The organism is Dictyobacter formicarum, assembly GCF_016587435.1.
This window is the reverse complement of sequence record NZ_BNJJ01000001.1, coordinates 48,471-63,839: the sequence shown is the minus strand read 5'-3', so window position 1 is coordinate 63,839 and position 15,369 is coordinate 48,471. Positions and strand designations below refer to the sequence as shown.

Annotated in this window: 13 protein-coding genes; 12 read left to right on the top strand and 1 reads right to left on the bottom strand. The window is 49.3% G+C overall.

What is annotated here, in order from left to right; translation table 11 throughout:
- Positions 1–685 precede the first annotated feature (685 nt).
- Positions 686–970 carry a hypothetical protein gene (locus JMI88_RS00310; protein WP_201359764.1) on the bottom strand — a complete coding sequence of 95 codons (285 nt, stop codon included), beginning with the start codon at positions 968–970 and terminating at the stop codon, positions 686–688.
- Positions 971–1,658: 688 nt separating this feature from the next.
- Between JMI88_RS00310 and JMI88_RS00305 the strand changes: the two genes are divergently transcribed.
- The 12 genes from JMI88_RS00305 to JMI88_RS00250 all read left to right on the top strand — a co-directional run bounded on the left by JMI88_RS00305 (position 1,659) and on the right by JMI88_RS00250 (position 15,306).
- Complete coding sequence (locus JMI88_RS00305; RefSeq protein ID WP_201359763.1) at positions 1,659–3,128, top strand: DMT family transporter; 1,470 nt, start codon at positions 1,659–1,661, stop codon at positions 3,126–3,128.
- Positions 3,125–5,008, top strand: a complete 1,884-nt coding sequence (locus JMI88_RS00300; protein WP_201359762.1) for a hypothetical protein — start codon at positions 3,125–3,127, stop codon at positions 5,006–5,008. The genes JMI88_RS00305 and JMI88_RS00300 overlap by 4 nt, the downstream gene beginning before the upstream one ends.
- A gap of 74 nt (positions 5,009–5,082) precedes the next feature.
- On the top strand, positions 5,083–5,919 hold the full coding sequence (locus JMI88_RS00295; protein ID WP_201359761.1) for a hypothetical protein: 837 nt from the start codon (positions 5,083–5,085) through the stop codon (positions 5,917–5,919).
- 168 nt (positions 5,920–6,087) lie between these two features.
- Positions 6,088–7,950, top strand: coding sequence for a protein phosphatase 2C domain-containing protein (locus JMI88_RS00290; RefSeq protein ID WP_201359760.1), 1,863 nt, complete (start codon positions 6,088–6,090; stop codon positions 7,948–7,950).
- Positions 7,951–8,130: 180 nt separating this feature from the next.
- A complete protein-coding gene (locus tag JMI88_RS00285; protein WP_201359759.1) occupies positions 8,131–8,670 on the top strand; it encodes a GNAT family N-acetyltransferase in 540 nt (179 codons plus the stop codon).
- 60 nt (positions 8,671–8,730) lie between these two features.
- Positions 8,731–9,792 (top strand): DUF2332 domain-containing protein, encoded by a 1,062-nt coding sequence (locus JMI88_RS00280; protein WP_201359758.1) that lies wholly within the window; start codon positions 8,731–8,733, stop codon positions 9,790–9,792.
- 302 nt (positions 9,793–10,094) lie between these two features.
- Positions 10,095–10,544, top strand: a complete 450-nt coding sequence (gene queF / locus JMI88_RS00275) for a preQ(1) synthase (RefSeq protein ID WP_201359757.1) — start codon at positions 10,095–10,097, stop codon at positions 10,542–10,544.
- Between the two features lie 44 nt (positions 10,545–10,588).
- A complete protein-coding gene (gene queC / locus JMI88_RS00270) occupies positions 10,589–11,341 on the top strand; it encodes a 7-cyano-7-deazaguanine synthase QueC (RefSeq protein ID WP_201359756.1) in 753 nt (250 codons plus the stop codon).
- 37 nt (positions 11,342–11,378) lie between these two features.
- Positions 11,379–11,834: a 6-pyruvoyl trahydropterin synthase family protein gene (locus JMI88_RS00265; protein WP_201359755.1), complete on the top strand. Its 456-nt coding sequence runs from the start codon at positions 11,379–11,381 to the stop codon at positions 11,832–11,834.
- 6 nt (positions 11,835–11,840) lie between these two features.
- Positions 11,841–12,599 (top strand): 7-carboxy-7-deazaguanine synthase QueE, encoded by a 759-nt coding sequence (queE, locus tag JMI88_RS00260; protein ID WP_201360137.1) that lies wholly within the window; start codon positions 11,841–11,843, stop codon positions 12,597–12,599.
- A 49-nt stretch (positions 12,600–12,648) separates the two neighbouring features.
- Positions 12,649–13,329: a GTP cyclohydrolase I gene (gene folE / locus JMI88_RS00255; protein WP_236022752.1), complete on the top strand. Its 681-nt coding sequence runs from the start codon at positions 12,649–12,651 to the stop codon at positions 13,327–13,329.
- A 264-nt stretch (positions 13,330–13,593) separates the two neighbouring features.
- Positions 13,594–15,306, top strand: a complete 1,713-nt coding sequence (locus JMI88_RS00250) for a peptide ABC transporter substrate-binding protein (protein WP_201359754.1) — start codon at positions 13,594–13,596, stop codon at positions 15,304–15,306.
- Positions 15,307–15,369: the final 63 nt, after the last annotated feature.

The following is a 15,369-nucleotide window of genomic DNA, read 5'->3' as shown; positions in this document are numbered from 1 at the left end:
CCGCTGTTCTTTCTGTGGCGATGTGGATAGGTCATGAATGGTATGTGAAGGAAATATCTCCATTATGCTTCTCCAATTCCAATCATTTATAAAATATATGTGCCAGATCCTGCTATGCTGCCTATTATAAAACGCTTGCGACTATTCTGCTCGTTCAATAAGAAGAATAGCACAACTACCACAATTAACAAACTTGAAGGCGGAAATTCCTATTAAATGGTAAGTGCTATTGCCTATAGTTTATAGCTTCCATATATCTACAGCGGATATATCTATTAAAAAAGGGCACCGGATAAACGCATCCTTTGTCAGCACCGTCATCTTCTTATAGTATCATGCAGATCCTATCTAAACGGGATTTACATGAAGCCTCTTTTTACAAGTATACTCACTGATTCAAGTTGAGTATTTTCAATATTGCTGCGAACGGCAGAAGGTGACAGTTGTTTATTTAATCCCATATCATATTTTTTGCTGACGCTGGCTACACGAGATATGCGCATAAGTTATTTACGCTCTATTTTATAGTATAAGGACATAAATTTGTATACTTCAATAATCATAAAGTACTACTCAACAAAGGCCACAAGAGTCCTGAGCCATGTTTTTTTGCCACTTATAGTTTTCAACAGGCACGTACTTTTGGATGAGTTTATTCACATGCCACTGCAATCATTAGCAGTGACTATAATTTTCTGTTTTTTCTTACTCCGATGATAATCGCTATGATTCCAACCATGACGAGCAGGGCTTCGATAATCAATGGGCCTGATAACAGAGTGAGGACCAATGGCAGGCTGAGCTGAACTTGTGGATGAGCGGGCCGATAGGCAAAGTAAATGAAGAGTATGTTGAAGATGAAGAGGGAGATACCTCCAATCAAGGCGAAGATGCCCCAACTTATAAATGCGGTGCCCCGCGAAATTGTTCTCTGTGAGGGTTGTGGCTTGCGCTTTTTTTTGCTCATCATTCCTTCTTCCATTTCATGTTGTACAGGATCATTCTGGACGCCACTTATTGGTAGCTTGCTGTATCTCGGCTGCTCAACCACGGATACACAGCCAGTGTTGGAAGACGAGTTTTACTTCTCCGGTGACGGAGCTTATGCAATCGAATAACATAGTATATCTATTATTATTATGTCACTATTTGAGAATACTGTACCTGCTCTAGAGATGCAACCGGAGCAGACTGAGAACCTGCTGGAGCTTGATTGAAAAGGATAGCCCATATCGACCTCGAACATGGTATCTATGGTTATGTTGCTATTAAAAGGGCGATCCGACATCCAAAAATTCTGCAATGCCATGACTGAAAATAGTGCGCATGCCGTCCAAAATTGTAATGGCTTTCTAGTTTTGCTCTGCTAGCAGTCACAGGCAATTTGTAGAAGAATCTGCCTCATTCCATGACTGTATTTAGGTATACTTTTGGCAGGGTGTGTGATTGAGAACTTGAGAAGTATATCGAAATTACCTGAAGTGCACGCTTATTGCGTATAGCTGCTTTCTTGTAAAACATCAAACGGTATACCGCTTCCTACCGCCGTATGCTTTTTGAGCTCCTGGTTACCGTTCTGGCCGCGCTCTAGCTGGATCGGAGAAAATCCTCATACACCCCCAGATTTTGTTTACCTGAACAGGCTTGTGAGGTGTCCTGTGAAAAAATTAAAGGTACTGGCTGGTATCGCTTTCGTGCTGAATACATTTCTTTTTGGTTCTTACTATTCAGTTGGAAAAGAGATGCTGGGACGTGTTGATCCTATTGTCTTTACTTTTTTCACGATGATGACATTGGTGCCTCCAGCTATTTGTATATTACTTTTTTCACGACGACATATTACGCGCAATGCGGTCAAGAGTGGTTTTTTGTTGGGAACCTGCCTATGCCTGGGTTTGTTTTCGCTGGCCGTAGCCCTCAAATATAACAGCGCTACTGGCACCGCCTTCTTTCCATCGCTGAATGGATTGCTGGCCGCTATTTTTACCTGGTTGTTTTTGCGCCAGCCGATCAGTAAAGCCACCTGGTTTGCTGGAGTGGTGTCGGTGAGCGGCGCCATCTTATTAATGGCCAATGCATCCATGGGTGGAGCGCGGGGCGCCCTGATCGCCTTTATTGGTGGGCTATTATGCACACTGTATGTATTCCTGGCCGACCATGAGCAAAAGGACCAGGCGGCGTACTGGCCGCTATTTGGTATCGAGTTATTAACGATGGCATTGTGGGCTAATCTGCTGGCCCTATTATTTGGCGACTGGAACGTGGTACATTTGTCGTTGCCCTGGGATATGGGGATCGTATTCTATATTGGGCTGGGCACGATTTTTTTACCTACCCTGTTTACGGTATTATTGCAACGATATATCTCGCCGGTAACGGTCTCCTTCATTTATATTCTGGAACCAATTTTTGGCGCGCTGGTTGCCTATCTCTATCTACACGAAGTAGTGTCATTGGATGGCTATCTGGGTGGATTGCTGGTGGTAATCGGCGTGTTGATCCATACCTGGGGCACCGTCGAGCGGCCACGTATCCAGGCGCAATCCCAGGGTCGACAGCAACTGCAGCAGTCCTGGTTTCAATCTTTTATCTATCCACTGATCTGCTGTGTACTGGGAGCCTGTATCGTCCTCAAATTGGGCGGCTTTCCCCCTGGCGTCTGGCTGGACCTCTATCGGGACTGGCCACAATTGCCGACGCTCTTGCAGAGTGGACAACGTATGGAAATGCTCTTGCTACTCGCTCAGTCCGTTTCCTGGCTGGTGGCCTGGCTGGCACTGATTGTGCTAGGTGTGCTGGTCTTTTACCGGGTAGGCAGCAAATTGTTTGCCTCCACTACCGCTCCGGTGGTTGAACGAGATATACACGCCCTGAGGCAGATGGGATATGCCAGGCATACGCAAGACACGATAGCTATTCCTGTAATCAATGCAGAGCTGTTACAACCACGCCGTACTCATCGGCCAGTGAGACTGGCACATATTGAGCCGGTAGATGATCAGATATATGAAGCTCCAACACATGTCCCCGGTCGACGTATTATTGTAGCGCAGAGACAGACGTATCGAGATGTAGAGCGCTGGCCCGGAGGGGGCGAACATGGAGCCATGGAAGCGAGAAAACGATGAAGAAAAACGATGCTGGCGATTTCAGTGTGCTCTATGTAGAGCCTACTGATGAAAAGGCAGAGCTCTTTCCGGTAATTGCCGGACAGAAGAAACCGATCGTTTTGATGCTGGCTGAGCAGGTACAGACCTTTCAACGACCGGATGATTTTACGATGCTTAAGTATATTAAGCGCCAGTATGATTTGACGATCATTTTTGTCATTGCGCATAGCTCACAGCAGGCGCAACTGGCATCCAGGAATGGTTTTCCGGTCTATCAATCTATGGAGAGCCTGGTTCAGGCAGTTAGCGCTGGTCAGTTCGTGCGCCAGCGTGCTCTGGCCCGTCCAACTGTTCCTTTAGCGCCCCGGCACGAGACAAAAATGCCAGAGATAGCTAGCAGGAACACTCTGCCGCTGGGCACAAATGAGCAACTCGCCAGTCCGGCCACCAGGCCTGCCGAAACCGTGCAGCCATCTCCGCTGGTTGGCAAACCTTTCCCGATCCATGAAGAGTCCCCCATATTTGCGCCTGCGCCACAAATCGCTTTCAATACGGAGACACGACAGGTATCGCAGCCGTTGCCACCTGTAAGGTCGCAGCAACAGACATCGCAACCGTTGCCACCTGGCGGACCAAACAAGCAGCATCCTCGGCGCTTACCCGCGGTGTTTGCTGTGATTACCATGGCGCTGATACTGGCAATCATTGGCTCATTTCTGGTCTTCTCGCGCTCGTTTCAATCGATAGCTTCACAGCCGGCGGCCCCGGTCAATATCGGACGCCTGACCTTTACCAGTAGTGGCCAGGTCAACGAGAATAGCAGCCAGGGCATCGCAGATCAAGTAGTGCTGGATGCGCACAACCTGCCTACGCCGGCTGCGGGGAAAAAATATTATGCCTGGCTACTGGGCGATAAAAGCCAGAATGACCCAACCTCGATAGCGCTGGGAGCGCTCACCATCAATAATGGTAATGCGCATTTGTTCTATGCAGGAGATGCCCAACACTCCAACCTTTTATTGCACTCCAGCCGCGTCCTGATCACAGAGGAAGACGCAACAATGCCGCCGCTTTCCCCATCTGTGGATATGCATAGCTGGCGCTACTATGGAGAATTTTCTAGCACGCCAATTAAAGCTGCCGATAATGTCAAAAATTATAGCTATCTGGACCATTTGCGCCACTTGCTGGCGGCCGATCCCACGCTGGATGAGCTTGAGCTACCCGGTGGACTGAACATCTGGTTGTATAACAACACAGGAAAAATTGTTGAATGGACCACCAGTATGCGTGAAACCTGGCAGGATACCAAGGATAGTGCTTTTATTCGCCGTCAGACGCTGCGCGTACTGGCTTATCTAGATGGGACCACCTATCTCTATAAAGATCTGCCACCCAAATCGCCGTTGCTGGTGAATGAGCGGCTGGCGCGGATCGGCTTGGTGGATGTGGCAGGTCCTAATCAGCAGCCGCCAAGCTATATGGACCATATCGAGCATCACCTGAGTGGTCTGCTGCAGGCAGATAATACTTCAACAACGCTGCGCAAGCAAATAAATGACCTTACAACAGCGCTGGATGGTATCAACTTCTGGCTGGGGAAGATCCGCCAGGATGCGCAAAAAATCGTCAAAATGGATGATAACCAGCTGCGGCAGCCAGATACGCTCACGCTGATCAATGACATGATAGATAACGCCAACCATGCCTTTGCTGGCCAGCTTGATCCATCGACCAATCAGATGCGCCAGGGAGTTATCTGGTTGCACGATCACATGCAAGCTCTGGCTACCATTGATCTGACCGTGGTCAAACCTGATGCCAGCGGGGTCGTGCCACAGATCATACCCGGCAACATACGCCCCAGAGCAATTGTACCGAATGAGGCCAAAAGATGATGGAACGCCAGAAATCATATAAACTCACAGCTTTACAATGCTTATTGATCGCATAATGATGGGGGAAAGAGCGCATGAATAGACGTTTGCTGGCTATCACGCTAACCATTATGCTTGTCATTGGCGGTCTGGTGGCAGGACTTTTTTCTGGCCCCATCCAGAAAGCTCTGACAACGCAGATGACCAATATGAATACGATGGGAAAAACTGCGGCTCAGGGACAGGCTTCCCCGGCGCTCCCTGGCAAAGGCACTCAGCAGGCCAATCCGACGAAAACCCCGAATGCAGGCAATATGCAAAATATAACCGCTCCAGCACAGACTAATGTGCTGGCCCAGGACACATTCCAGCGCACAGATCAGCTATTCTGGGGCCAGGCTTCCGATGGACGTAAGTGGCAGGGCGATGCTAATACCTTGAAGGTTTTCTCGATCGTTGGGGCTACAGGGCAGATCGCCAACGGGCAGAGTACGGTGAATGCCGTGCTGGGTCCTGTGAGTGACAATGCCAATGCGCTGTTAAGCGGATCAGTGAATCAATTTGGCAATGGGGTTAACCTGGGCGTCGTGCTGCGCTGGACCAATGGACAAAACTGGTATAAAGCTCTGATCGATGGCGAACACTTAAGCATTTTAAAAAGAGTCAATGGACAATCTACCCAGGTACGTACGGTGCCCTTTCAAGCACAAGATGGCAAGATTTACAACATCCGATTTCAGGCTATTGGGGCTATGCTCTTCGCAAAAGTGTGGCGCAACGATCTACCAGAACCTGCGCGCTGGATGATCACACTTTCTGATCCTGATTTAAAAAATGGGCAGGCTGGCTTACGTGTGGTTCTTCAGCCAACAACAGTGATGAGCATCACCTCATTTCAGGCCGTGCCTGCAACAATGGGAAATGATTTATAGAGGGGTGCATATGTCAGAGCTACTTGTATGTACAATGGTGACGTAAATAATGATCTAGAAAGAAAGTCTGGATGGGATATGATGAGCGAGAATTTGAAAGAGGCATATACACATCAGCGCCGGGTTAAAATAGCAGCGTTTTTGGGCCTATGTATTAGCAGCCTCCTGATGACACTATGTTCGGGAGGTTTTCCGCCGTGGGCGTGGCGTTTCCTGTTCCAGGTTTTACCACAACTCCCTGTACTCTGGCAGGCGCAGGGGACAGCGATCTTATTGCCACTGTTTGGACTCTGCTTGCTTTCGCTGGCGCTGCTCATCTTATGGCTAGTCATTATAATACTACTGGTAAAAGTGTCGAGGCATATCTGGAATGATTTTACGGTCCATCAGTCGTTTGAAGATGATCTACGCGAGGCCGAACTGCTGGCCACGCAGGCGATTCAGCAAGAAGCTGATCTTATAGAAGAAGAACCGGTGCCCGTTCCAGCAAGACGTACCAGGACTACAGCCTCATTGAGCCGAACGCCGCCATCCCAGGCAGCTGCCCCACAACCAGCCAGAACGATGACCAGATCCAAGACACGCACAATTCCGGTCCCTATGGCGCGCCAGGCAGCCTATGCAGCCGCGCCACAAGCAGTCGGGGATATACACTTTCCTGGCCTGACATATCCAACGCCGGTACTGCGCCAGAGCAACCAGCTATCGGCACCAATCGCCGGTCGGCGCACTACCGATTTACGCCAGCCAGTGAGGCGAGGACCAGCAGAGCAGGCGCGACCCACCATGCAGCAATCTACCACCGTACACCAGCAACTGCGGCTCGTACCTCCAACTGAGCTGGATGATCTGCCCGATACCGAGGAAGATGTTGATATCGATCAGTCCTTTACCGAGCTGCTACCGAAACAGCAAAGGCCACGGGTAGAACGTGAACAATTACAATTGGAACGACAAACAGACGAGGATGATCTCGATGTAGATCTCTGGGAGACACGGCCAGGCGATTTTGACGAAGATATTGATGTGGAGCAGTATGATACTGCCTATGGCCTGGATGATACCTTGCCATCCCCTTCATCCGAACCACGTCAACAACCAGGGACCAGGGAAGCCCACAGCGTCGGCGACAGTTTTGATTTTGATCAGCAGCGATATCAGCCAGCTCGTGCCTCCCGCAAGGCACCTGTTACCGCTGATATAGCCGCGACACGTTTCGTGGTAGGAATTGGTCTGGACCCGGGTCTGGTGCGCAAAGATGCGCCGAATGAGGATAGTATCTTCGCTATCCAGGGAATGCGCGTCACCAATGAAGAATCGAAGCCAGCTGGCCTGTTTATGGTCGCGGATGGTATGGGAGGGCACGCCAATGGGCGTGAGGCCAGCCGCACGGCTATTCATACGATCAGCGATGTGATTGTGCCTGCCCTGCTACGTGATGTCAGTGGCAGTAACGCCAAAGAAGAAAAGACACTATTCCAGGACATGCTTAAAGACGGTGTGCATCGCGCCAACATTGCTCTGTATCGACGCAACCGAGAAATGCCACGCATGATGGGCACCACGCTGACCGCGGCATTGGTCGTTGAAAGGATGGCCTATATCGCCAATGTGGGGGATAGCCGCACCTATCTCTATCGGCCATCTGAAGGCCTATCGCAAATTACACATGACCATTCAGTAGTTGCCCGGCTGGTAGAAGATGGTGTCATTACTCGTGACGACATCTATACCCATCCTCAGCGTAACCAGATCTACCGCTGCCTGGGTGAGCACGCCTCGGTCGATATCGACTCGTTTGCCGTCCCGTTGCAGCTCAACGATGTTCTCTTGCTCTGTTCGGATGGTCTCTGGGAAATGGTGCGCGACCGGGCACTGGAGCGTATTATTGCCTCTTCCGCGCATAATCCTCCCCAGCTGAGCGCCTTGCTGGTGCAGGCCGCCCTCAACCACGGAGGGGCTGACAATATCAGCGTAATCGCCGTTGGTCTGGTGAGCGGTGAGGAAGAGAATACTAACTGGATGCTGTAGGCAAGCATAGTCAGTTCTACTGTGGACCAAACCAGACATATCTAACCCGGCACAATATTGCTGGGATAGATATATCTGGTTTTGTGCATATTTTGACTTGACAAGATATAACAAAGGGTTGAAAATGATAAGAAATGTATTTGATATCGCCTGGATAGCCAGCAAAAATAAAGAGGATAGATGGTATTGTTAACCACGCAACGTTTAAAGTTGCGTGAATTCAAGCTGACGGATTGGCCCGATGTCTATGCTTATGAAAGCGATCCTGCGGTGGCGCGCTATCTGGCTTATTCTGCATCATCTCCGCACGAATGTCAGAGCAATCTGGATTTTTTGGTTGAGCATCAGCATGAGCAGCAGCGTCTGATTTTTCACCTGGCGGTAGTACTAGCGCGTGAAAAGCATCTGATTGGCACCTGTGGCTTGCAAATTACTAATCGGGCTGTCGGTGAAGCCGAGCTGGGCTACGCCTTGCACAGTGCTTACTGGGGTCACGGCTATATGTCTGAGGCGGCCCAGGCCATGGTGAACTATGGCTTCAAAACATTGCAGCTACGACGCATCTTTGGCACCTGCGTGCCTGACAATGCGGCCTCGATCCGCGTCATGCAGAAAATTGGCATGCAAGAAGAGGGACACCTGCGCGAAAATAAGTTTATCAAAGGCCAGGTGTGCGACTCATTATTTTTTGCAATCTTGAAAAGAGAGTGGAAGCAGTGAAACGGTTAAATGAGATTAAAGATCGCGCTTTAGGTGATATATGTCCGGAGGGAGTTATGTATGTCTCAGTCTAATCATGCTCTGGGATTAGATGATCTTGCGTACCACTTTCGACGTTTTGCTGATAGGGAAAGTGAGGCTGATTTTTCGCCTCTTTATGCAATGCTGGCGCGCAATATTTCGATGGATCCAGATGTCCTCAGATTGGCCAGGCTAGCCAGAGCTGACCAGCCAGTGCCAAATCTTCTTCTGGGTGCTGTTCACTATTTATTGCTCAGTGGCGTGCAGCATCCGTTGGCTGCTTTTTATCCTAGTTTAACTTCCATACCCAGAAGATCGAGGGATCTCTATCCAGCGTTTCGTGCCTTCTGTCAGGCGTATGACGAGCAAATTGCTGATATTATCAGCAGCCGGATCGTCCAGACCAACGAGGTCCGTCGTTGCGCCTGTCTATTGCCTATGTTTGAGATTGTGGCGCAATTGGGACGCGCGCGTCCCCTGGCCATTATTGAGATTGGTAGCAGTGCCGGCCTGAATCTGTTGTGGGACCAGTATGGCTATCGCTATGGCAATACATTTGCCCTGGGTACGCGTACCGCGGCTTTACAGCTCAATTGTGATCTGCTGGGCTCCAGGACGCCACCTTTTCCGGCTGAAATGCCAAAAGTTGCTTTAAAGGTGGGTCTAGACCTGCAGCCGGTCAATGTTAGCAATCCCGACTCGATTCTCTGGCTGCGCTCTTTAATCTGGCCCGAACACCATGAGCGGGTCATACGTCTGCAGCGTGCACTGGAAATAGCCAGGCAACAGCGGCCCTTGCTGATGGCCGGGGATGCTCTGAAGCTACTGCCGATTATCATATCCAACGTGCCATCTGACACCACGTTGTGCATTTTCCATTCGTTTACGGTCAATCAGTTCTCGCTCGAGCAGCGCCAGCAGCTCTCCAGTATTTTGATAGAGGCCAGCAGGCAGCGAGAAGTCTTTCGCATTGCTTATGAATCGCTATCGGAAGCTGAAGATCCTGTGCTTGAACTCTACCTTTATTTGCAGAATCTCGAGACGAAACAGGCCCTGGCGCGAGCGTCGGCTCATGGTAACTGGATGGAATGGCTTGCCTAGTTTCTATGACGCAGGCTGGCTATGACGCACCTGAGATCAGATATGCCTGTCTGACCAGCGCAGAGGCTCGTAGGCATGTGTAGATAAGGCAGTGATAGTAGGAGCACCCAGGAGGTGTAGCTGAATAGTCTCAGCACTTAGACGTCCTCAGTTTTTTGGACCTGCGTACAAGAACTGGATGCTATCGCAGTAAAATGACTTCAAGACATGCCCAGGCAAGGTGATTTTTTGGCCCGATTGTATTGCAAGGTTATGATATTGTTGATATTGAAAGATCATCTAGTTCTATATGGAGGTTACCTATGTCAGAGTCTGAGCAAGATCGCGTGATCGGTCGCTATGGCTTTGAAGAAATTGCTGCCAATCAGTTAGAAGCCTGGCCTAACTCATATCCCGATCGCGATTATGTTACCCATTTTGAAATTCCAGAGTTCACCTGTCTATGTCCCCGTTCTGGTTTTCCGGATTTCGCGACCATTATTGTTGATTATGTTCCTGATAAGCACGTTGTTGAATTAAAGAGTTTGAAGTTATATATCAATGGATATCGCAATCGTCAGATCAGTCATGAAGCTTCGACGAACGCGATATTGGATGACCTGGTGGCACTATTGGCACCACGGTGGATGCGTGTGGTGGGAGACTTCACTGTACGCGGCAATATTAAAACGGTTATTACTACAGAGTACGCTAACCCCGAGTATCATGGCCCACGCCCCGAACTCAAACGGTTCTTACCCGCTATTGGTTAACTCTATTCTGCACATTTTCACCAGGTTCTGAAAGGGGTTTTCATATGCCTATAAACAACCGTGCTGTGTTGATTGTTAGCGGCGGAATGGATAGCTGTGTGCTGGCCCACTACTATGCTGCAGCGGGCTTTCACCTGCACCTGCTTTCATTTGATTATGGACAAAAACACGTCAAAGAATTAAACTATGCCAGGCGCTATATCGCCGATCTGCGCACGCGTTATAGCCAGTTGGAAATCGTACACGATACCATTGATCTGCCGATTGCTCAACTGCTGACCAACTCAGACTCAGCTCTGATCAATCCTGAGCGCCAGATGCCACACGGTCACTATACCGATGATAGCATGAAGGCTACTGTTGTACCTTATCGCAATCCGAATATGCTGTTGCAGGCTGCTACCGTTGCCTGGAACGAGCATGCCAGCGTCGTGGCCTATGCCGCGCACCAGGGCGATTACGCACAATATCCCGATTGCCGCAAAATTTTCGTGGACGCCTTTAACAACCTGCTGGCCATCTCAATGGAGGGACAGAAGATCGAAGTTGAGTCCCCATTTATGCGTTTCTCGAAAGCACAGATTGCTCAACTGGGTGCCAACCTGCACGTGCCATTTGAGCTCACCTGGAGCTGCTACGAGGGCGGCAGCGCAGGATTGGGCGACCAACATTGTGGCATCTGTGGCACCTGCGTTGAACGGTACGAAGCCTTCAAAGTAGCTGGTGTACCGGACCCAACCGTTTACGCTAACGATCCGGAGCAATATCTGCACATCCCTGGTCGCGCCAACGCATAGCACACAGAAACAGAAATAAACGATGCGAGGAAATCTGATGACAAAATATGCCATTATCACAAAAGAATTTGCCTTTGAGGCTGCCCATCATCTTCCCAATCATCGTGGCAAATGCCGTCGTCCGCATGGACATTCCTATCGCCTCCAGATTTCCTTGCGCGGGCCAATCTTACAAGCGCCCGGCGAGTCCAGCGACGGCATGGTGATGGACTTTGACGATCTGAAAACCATCGTCAATGCCACAATCATTGAGAGTCTCTCAGATGCAGTTCCGCGTGGAGACTCAGCGCAGGTGGTGGAAAAAGGCGGTATGGATCACAACGATCTCAATGCCCTGACTGGTATTCGCACAACGGCCGAGAACCTGGTGCATTGGATCTGGGACGCCCTGGTAGCAGGCGGTGTACCCGATGCGTTGCTTTACCGTATCAGATTGTGGGAAACAGAAAAAGGATATGTAGAGATCACACATGCGGAGCGCGAGGAGGTGTAGGGGATGATGCAAACAGCGCAGAATATCCGTGTAGGTACGAAAACGATTCAGGTGTCCGAAATCTTTGGACCCACGATTCAGGGTGAAGGTGCACTGATAGGAAAACCGACGGTTTTTGTGCGCACCGGTGGCTGTGACTATCGTTGCGTCTGGTGCGATAGCTTATATGCTGTCTTGCCAGAGCACAAAGCGGAATGGCAGGCTATGGACACCCGGCAAATCTTTGCTGAGGTAGAACGACTTTCGGGCCATACACCTGTCCTGGTGACGCTCTCTGGCGGTAATCCCGCGATTCAGCCACTTGAAGGACTGATCGATCTCGGGCATGAGCATGGCTATACATTCGCCATTGAAACTCAAGGCAGTGTAGCACAGCCCTGGTTCTCTAAATTAGATTACCTGACGCTTTCACCCAAGCCACCAAGCAGCAAGCAAGTGACTCGTTGGGAACGACTGGATCGTAGTATACTGTATGCAACGAATGCCGGGCACGAACATGAAATACAAATCAACCTCAAGATTGTTATCTTTGATGAGGAAGATTACGCATATGCCAGATATGTTGCCGAGCGTTATCCAGCCGTACCGATGTATCTACAGGCAGGAAATCATACGCCACCGCAGCAGGCAAAAGAGATTGACATATCAGGCATTTTGAATCGTATGGATTGGCTCATACAGCGCACAATCGCGGATCGCTGGTATGGGGTAACAGTGCTCCCACAACTACATACACTATTGTGGGGAAACAAGCGTGGCGTATAATTCCCATAGAGCAACGCAGCAAATGCACTGAAATGAGGATAGATAAATTATGGTATTGCACTTAGATCGGGATCACTCAATGAACAATGGCCATGCTCAACATAATGGGCATAGAGAAGATGTCCATGTGTTAGATCGTGAACAGGAGCAGGTTGTTGTGGCTGGAGAGCAGCCAGCGGCAGCAAAGGTTGATTATCCCCGCTTGCTTGAGCTGGGGCGCGAGTTGCTCATTGCCCTGGGCGAAAATCCTGATCGTGAAGGATTAGCAGGGACCCCACGCCGCTGGGCGGACTGGTGGCGCGAGTTTATTGAATATGATCCAGGAACGACCGAGACCACCTTTAGCGCTGTCTCAACCGATCAAATGGTTTGTGTATCAGGTATGCGTGTTTTCTCTCTCTGTGAGCATCACCTGTTGCCAATGTGGTGTGATGTAGCCATTGGCTATATTCCTGGTGACAAAGTTTTAGGGCTATCAAAATTTGCACGTATCGCCCACCAATTTGCTCATAAATTGCAGATTCAAGAGCGTTTGGGTCAGCAGATCGCTGATGAGGTCAGTCGTATTACCGGCAGCAATCATGTAGCGGTTGTCATTAAAGGTGAGCATCTCTGTATGTCCGCCAGGGGTATCCGCACCCCAGGCGTGATGACGTCATCTGTTATGCGTGGCACATTCCGCACCGATCGTGACCTACGCATGGAATTCATGCAGATGATCCAACCTTAAATACTTTTCGACAACAAGATAGGCATCTAGCTATTTTATTGTCATCGCGATAAACACGTTGCTGGGAATGAGAGCGACCTCCCCTTTCGAATAGAAAGGGGAGGTCGCTTGCTTTTTTGTATTGTATAATACATATGTACGAATCATTAAAGTACCTTAAGTGTTTTTTGTAGCAATTTAAACATTAATATGGCATAATGTACTGTATGCAATAACAGGATGGGTAGGATATGTTGTTGATGTAGTTTTGTAGGAGTACTGTATATGCATAAAAGTGTTCGAAATTGTAGCATTCTTCTCTTTTCGGTTCTCGCAATGTTGAGCTTATTTGGGTCAGCATGTGGCACCAATACCAGGACAGCGGCAAAAACTTCGGGTATAATTGCCCCGGAAAGTCAACAAATTTTCCGCTGGGGTATCCTTGGTAGCACAGATTTCACTACTTTAGATCCGGCATTGGCAACCGACGCCGCCGACGTAGCGGCCATTCAGACAATCTTTACTGGCCTGGTCCAGTTTAATGATAAAGGCGACATCAAACCGCAACTGGCCGCTTCCTATCAGGTCTCTCCCGATGGTTTGATGTATACATTCAACTTGAAGCCGAACTTGAAGTTTAGTGATGGAAAGCCATTAACGGCCAGCGATGTCGCTTATAGCATCAACCGGGCCCTTGATCCCAAACTGCAATCGCCCGTGAGCTCTTACCTTAGTTTGATTAAAGACTCCGATGCGATGGTAACCGGCAAAATAAAAACGCTTATTAACGATAGCTTGATTGTTAAAGATCCTCAGACTATTGCTATAGTCATCAGGCAACCGGTAGCCTATTTTCTGCAAACACTGGCTTATCCTGTCTCGTATGTGGTGGAGAAAAGCATTGTTGAGAAATACGGCAAAAACTGGACTGACCATCTTAACGAGGGTGGTGGTGCTGGACCTTTTAAAGTAGCGAAATATAGTCATACGGTTGGCCTGGACATGGTACCTAATACCGAGTACTATGGGGCACAGCCGAAGCTGAAACAACTTGAAATGCATATGACGGGTCAGCCCGAGGCTGCCTATAATGCATATGTTAGTGGACAGCTAGACTATAGTGGTATTCCTAATGGCAAGTTAGATGAGGCATTGAAGCGCCCAGACCACGTGCACGTGCCGGTGCTGGCGTTGCGTATGATCCAGATGAATTATCTCACAAAGCCGTTTGATAATTTGAAGGTGCGGCAGGCCTTTGATATATCCCTGGATCGTGACTTGCTGGCCAAAACCCTGTTTCGCGGCCTGGTCATCCCTTCCAACCGCTTTATCCCTGAAGGGATGTATGGTGCTAATCCGGCGCAGGTTAAAGGTCCCGACGGCACAACCAGTACGGCTGGCAATGCCAATATGGCCAGGAAGCTCCTGCAGGAAGGCTTAAAGGAAGAAGGCTATAGCAGTGTAACTGCCCTACCAACAATCACCTTTACCGAAACAAACGCTACCAATTCCCTTAAGCGTGCCAATGCCTTGATTGACCAGTGGAAAACGGTTCTGGGTGTAAATATCAAGGTCAACGCCGTCGACGCGCAGACCTATAGTAAGCTCCTTCACGATAATACTGGCAAGACCGGCCTCCAGATGTGGGATTATGCCTGGCAAGCGGATTTCCCGGATCCGCATGATTGGTTGAACGTTTTCTTTGGCAAAGGCGAACTGCAGAACAACATGAACTATGGTCAGAACAATTCGCCGATGGCTAAAGATCAGCAAGCAATACAGGCTGAGCTACAAAAAGCTGATTACATGCTGGATAAAGATGCGCGCGCCAAAAAGTACAATGAACTGGAGCAGAAGCTATCGACTGAGGCAGCCTGGATCTCAATGTATCAGACCGCCGCTGATGCCATGCTCAGTCCACATGTTCATGGCTACAGCAATAATCCTCTTGGGGTTATCGACCCTGAAGATTGGGGAGACATCTACATAACGCAGTAGGCCAGATCCATTCTGTATGGCAGTAGCCGTAACCGATGTGCCCTGCCATACAGAATGTTTGAA

Excerpts from the sequence above, each read along its gene's own strand:
- JMI88_RS00310 (WP_201359764.1), bottom strand. The coding sequence starts at position 970 with ATGATGAGCAAAAAAAAGCGCAAGCCACAACCCTCACAGAGAACAATT.
- JMI88_RS00300 (WP_201359762.1), top strand. The coding sequence starts at position 3,125 with ATGAAGAAAAACGATGCTGGCGATTTCAGTGTGCTCTATGTAGAGCCT.
- JMI88_RS00295 (WP_201359761.1), top strand. The coding sequence starts at position 5,083 with ATGAATAGACGTTTGCTGGCTATCACGCTAACCATTATGCTTGTCATT.
- JMI88_RS00290 (WP_201359760.1), top strand. The coding sequence starts at position 6,088 with ATGACACTATGTTCGGGAGGTTTTCCGCCGTGGGCGTGGCGTTTCCTG.
- JMI88_RS00285 (WP_201359759.1), top strand. The coding sequence starts at position 8,131 with ATGGTATTGTTAACCACGCAACGTTTAAAGTTGCGTGAATTCAAGCTG.
- JMI88_RS00280 (WP_201359758.1), top strand. The coding sequence starts at position 8,731 with ATGTCTCAGTCTAATCATGCTCTGGGATTAGATGATCTTGCGTACCAC.
- queF (WP_201359757.1), top strand. The coding sequence starts at position 10,095 with ATGTCAGAGTCTGAGCAAGATCGCGTGATCGGTCGCTATGGCTTTGAA.
- queC (WP_201359756.1), top strand. The coding sequence starts at position 10,589 with ATGCCTATAAACAACCGTGCTGTGTTGATTGTTAGCGGCGGAATGGAT.
- JMI88_RS00265 (WP_201359755.1), top strand. The coding sequence starts at position 11,379 with ATGACAAAATATGCCATTATCACAAAAGAATTTGCCTTTGAGGCTGCC.
- queE (WP_201360137.1), top strand. The coding sequence starts at position 11,841 with ATGCAAACAGCGCAGAATATCCGTGTAGGTACGAAAACGATTCAGGTG.
- folE (WP_236022752.1), top strand. The coding sequence starts at position 12,649 with ATGGTATTGCACTTAGATCGGGATCACTCAATGAACAATGGCCATGCT.
- JMI88_RS00250 (WP_201359754.1), top strand. The coding sequence starts at position 13,594 with ATGCATAAAAGTGTTCGAAATTGTAGCATTCTTCTCTTTTCGGTTCTC.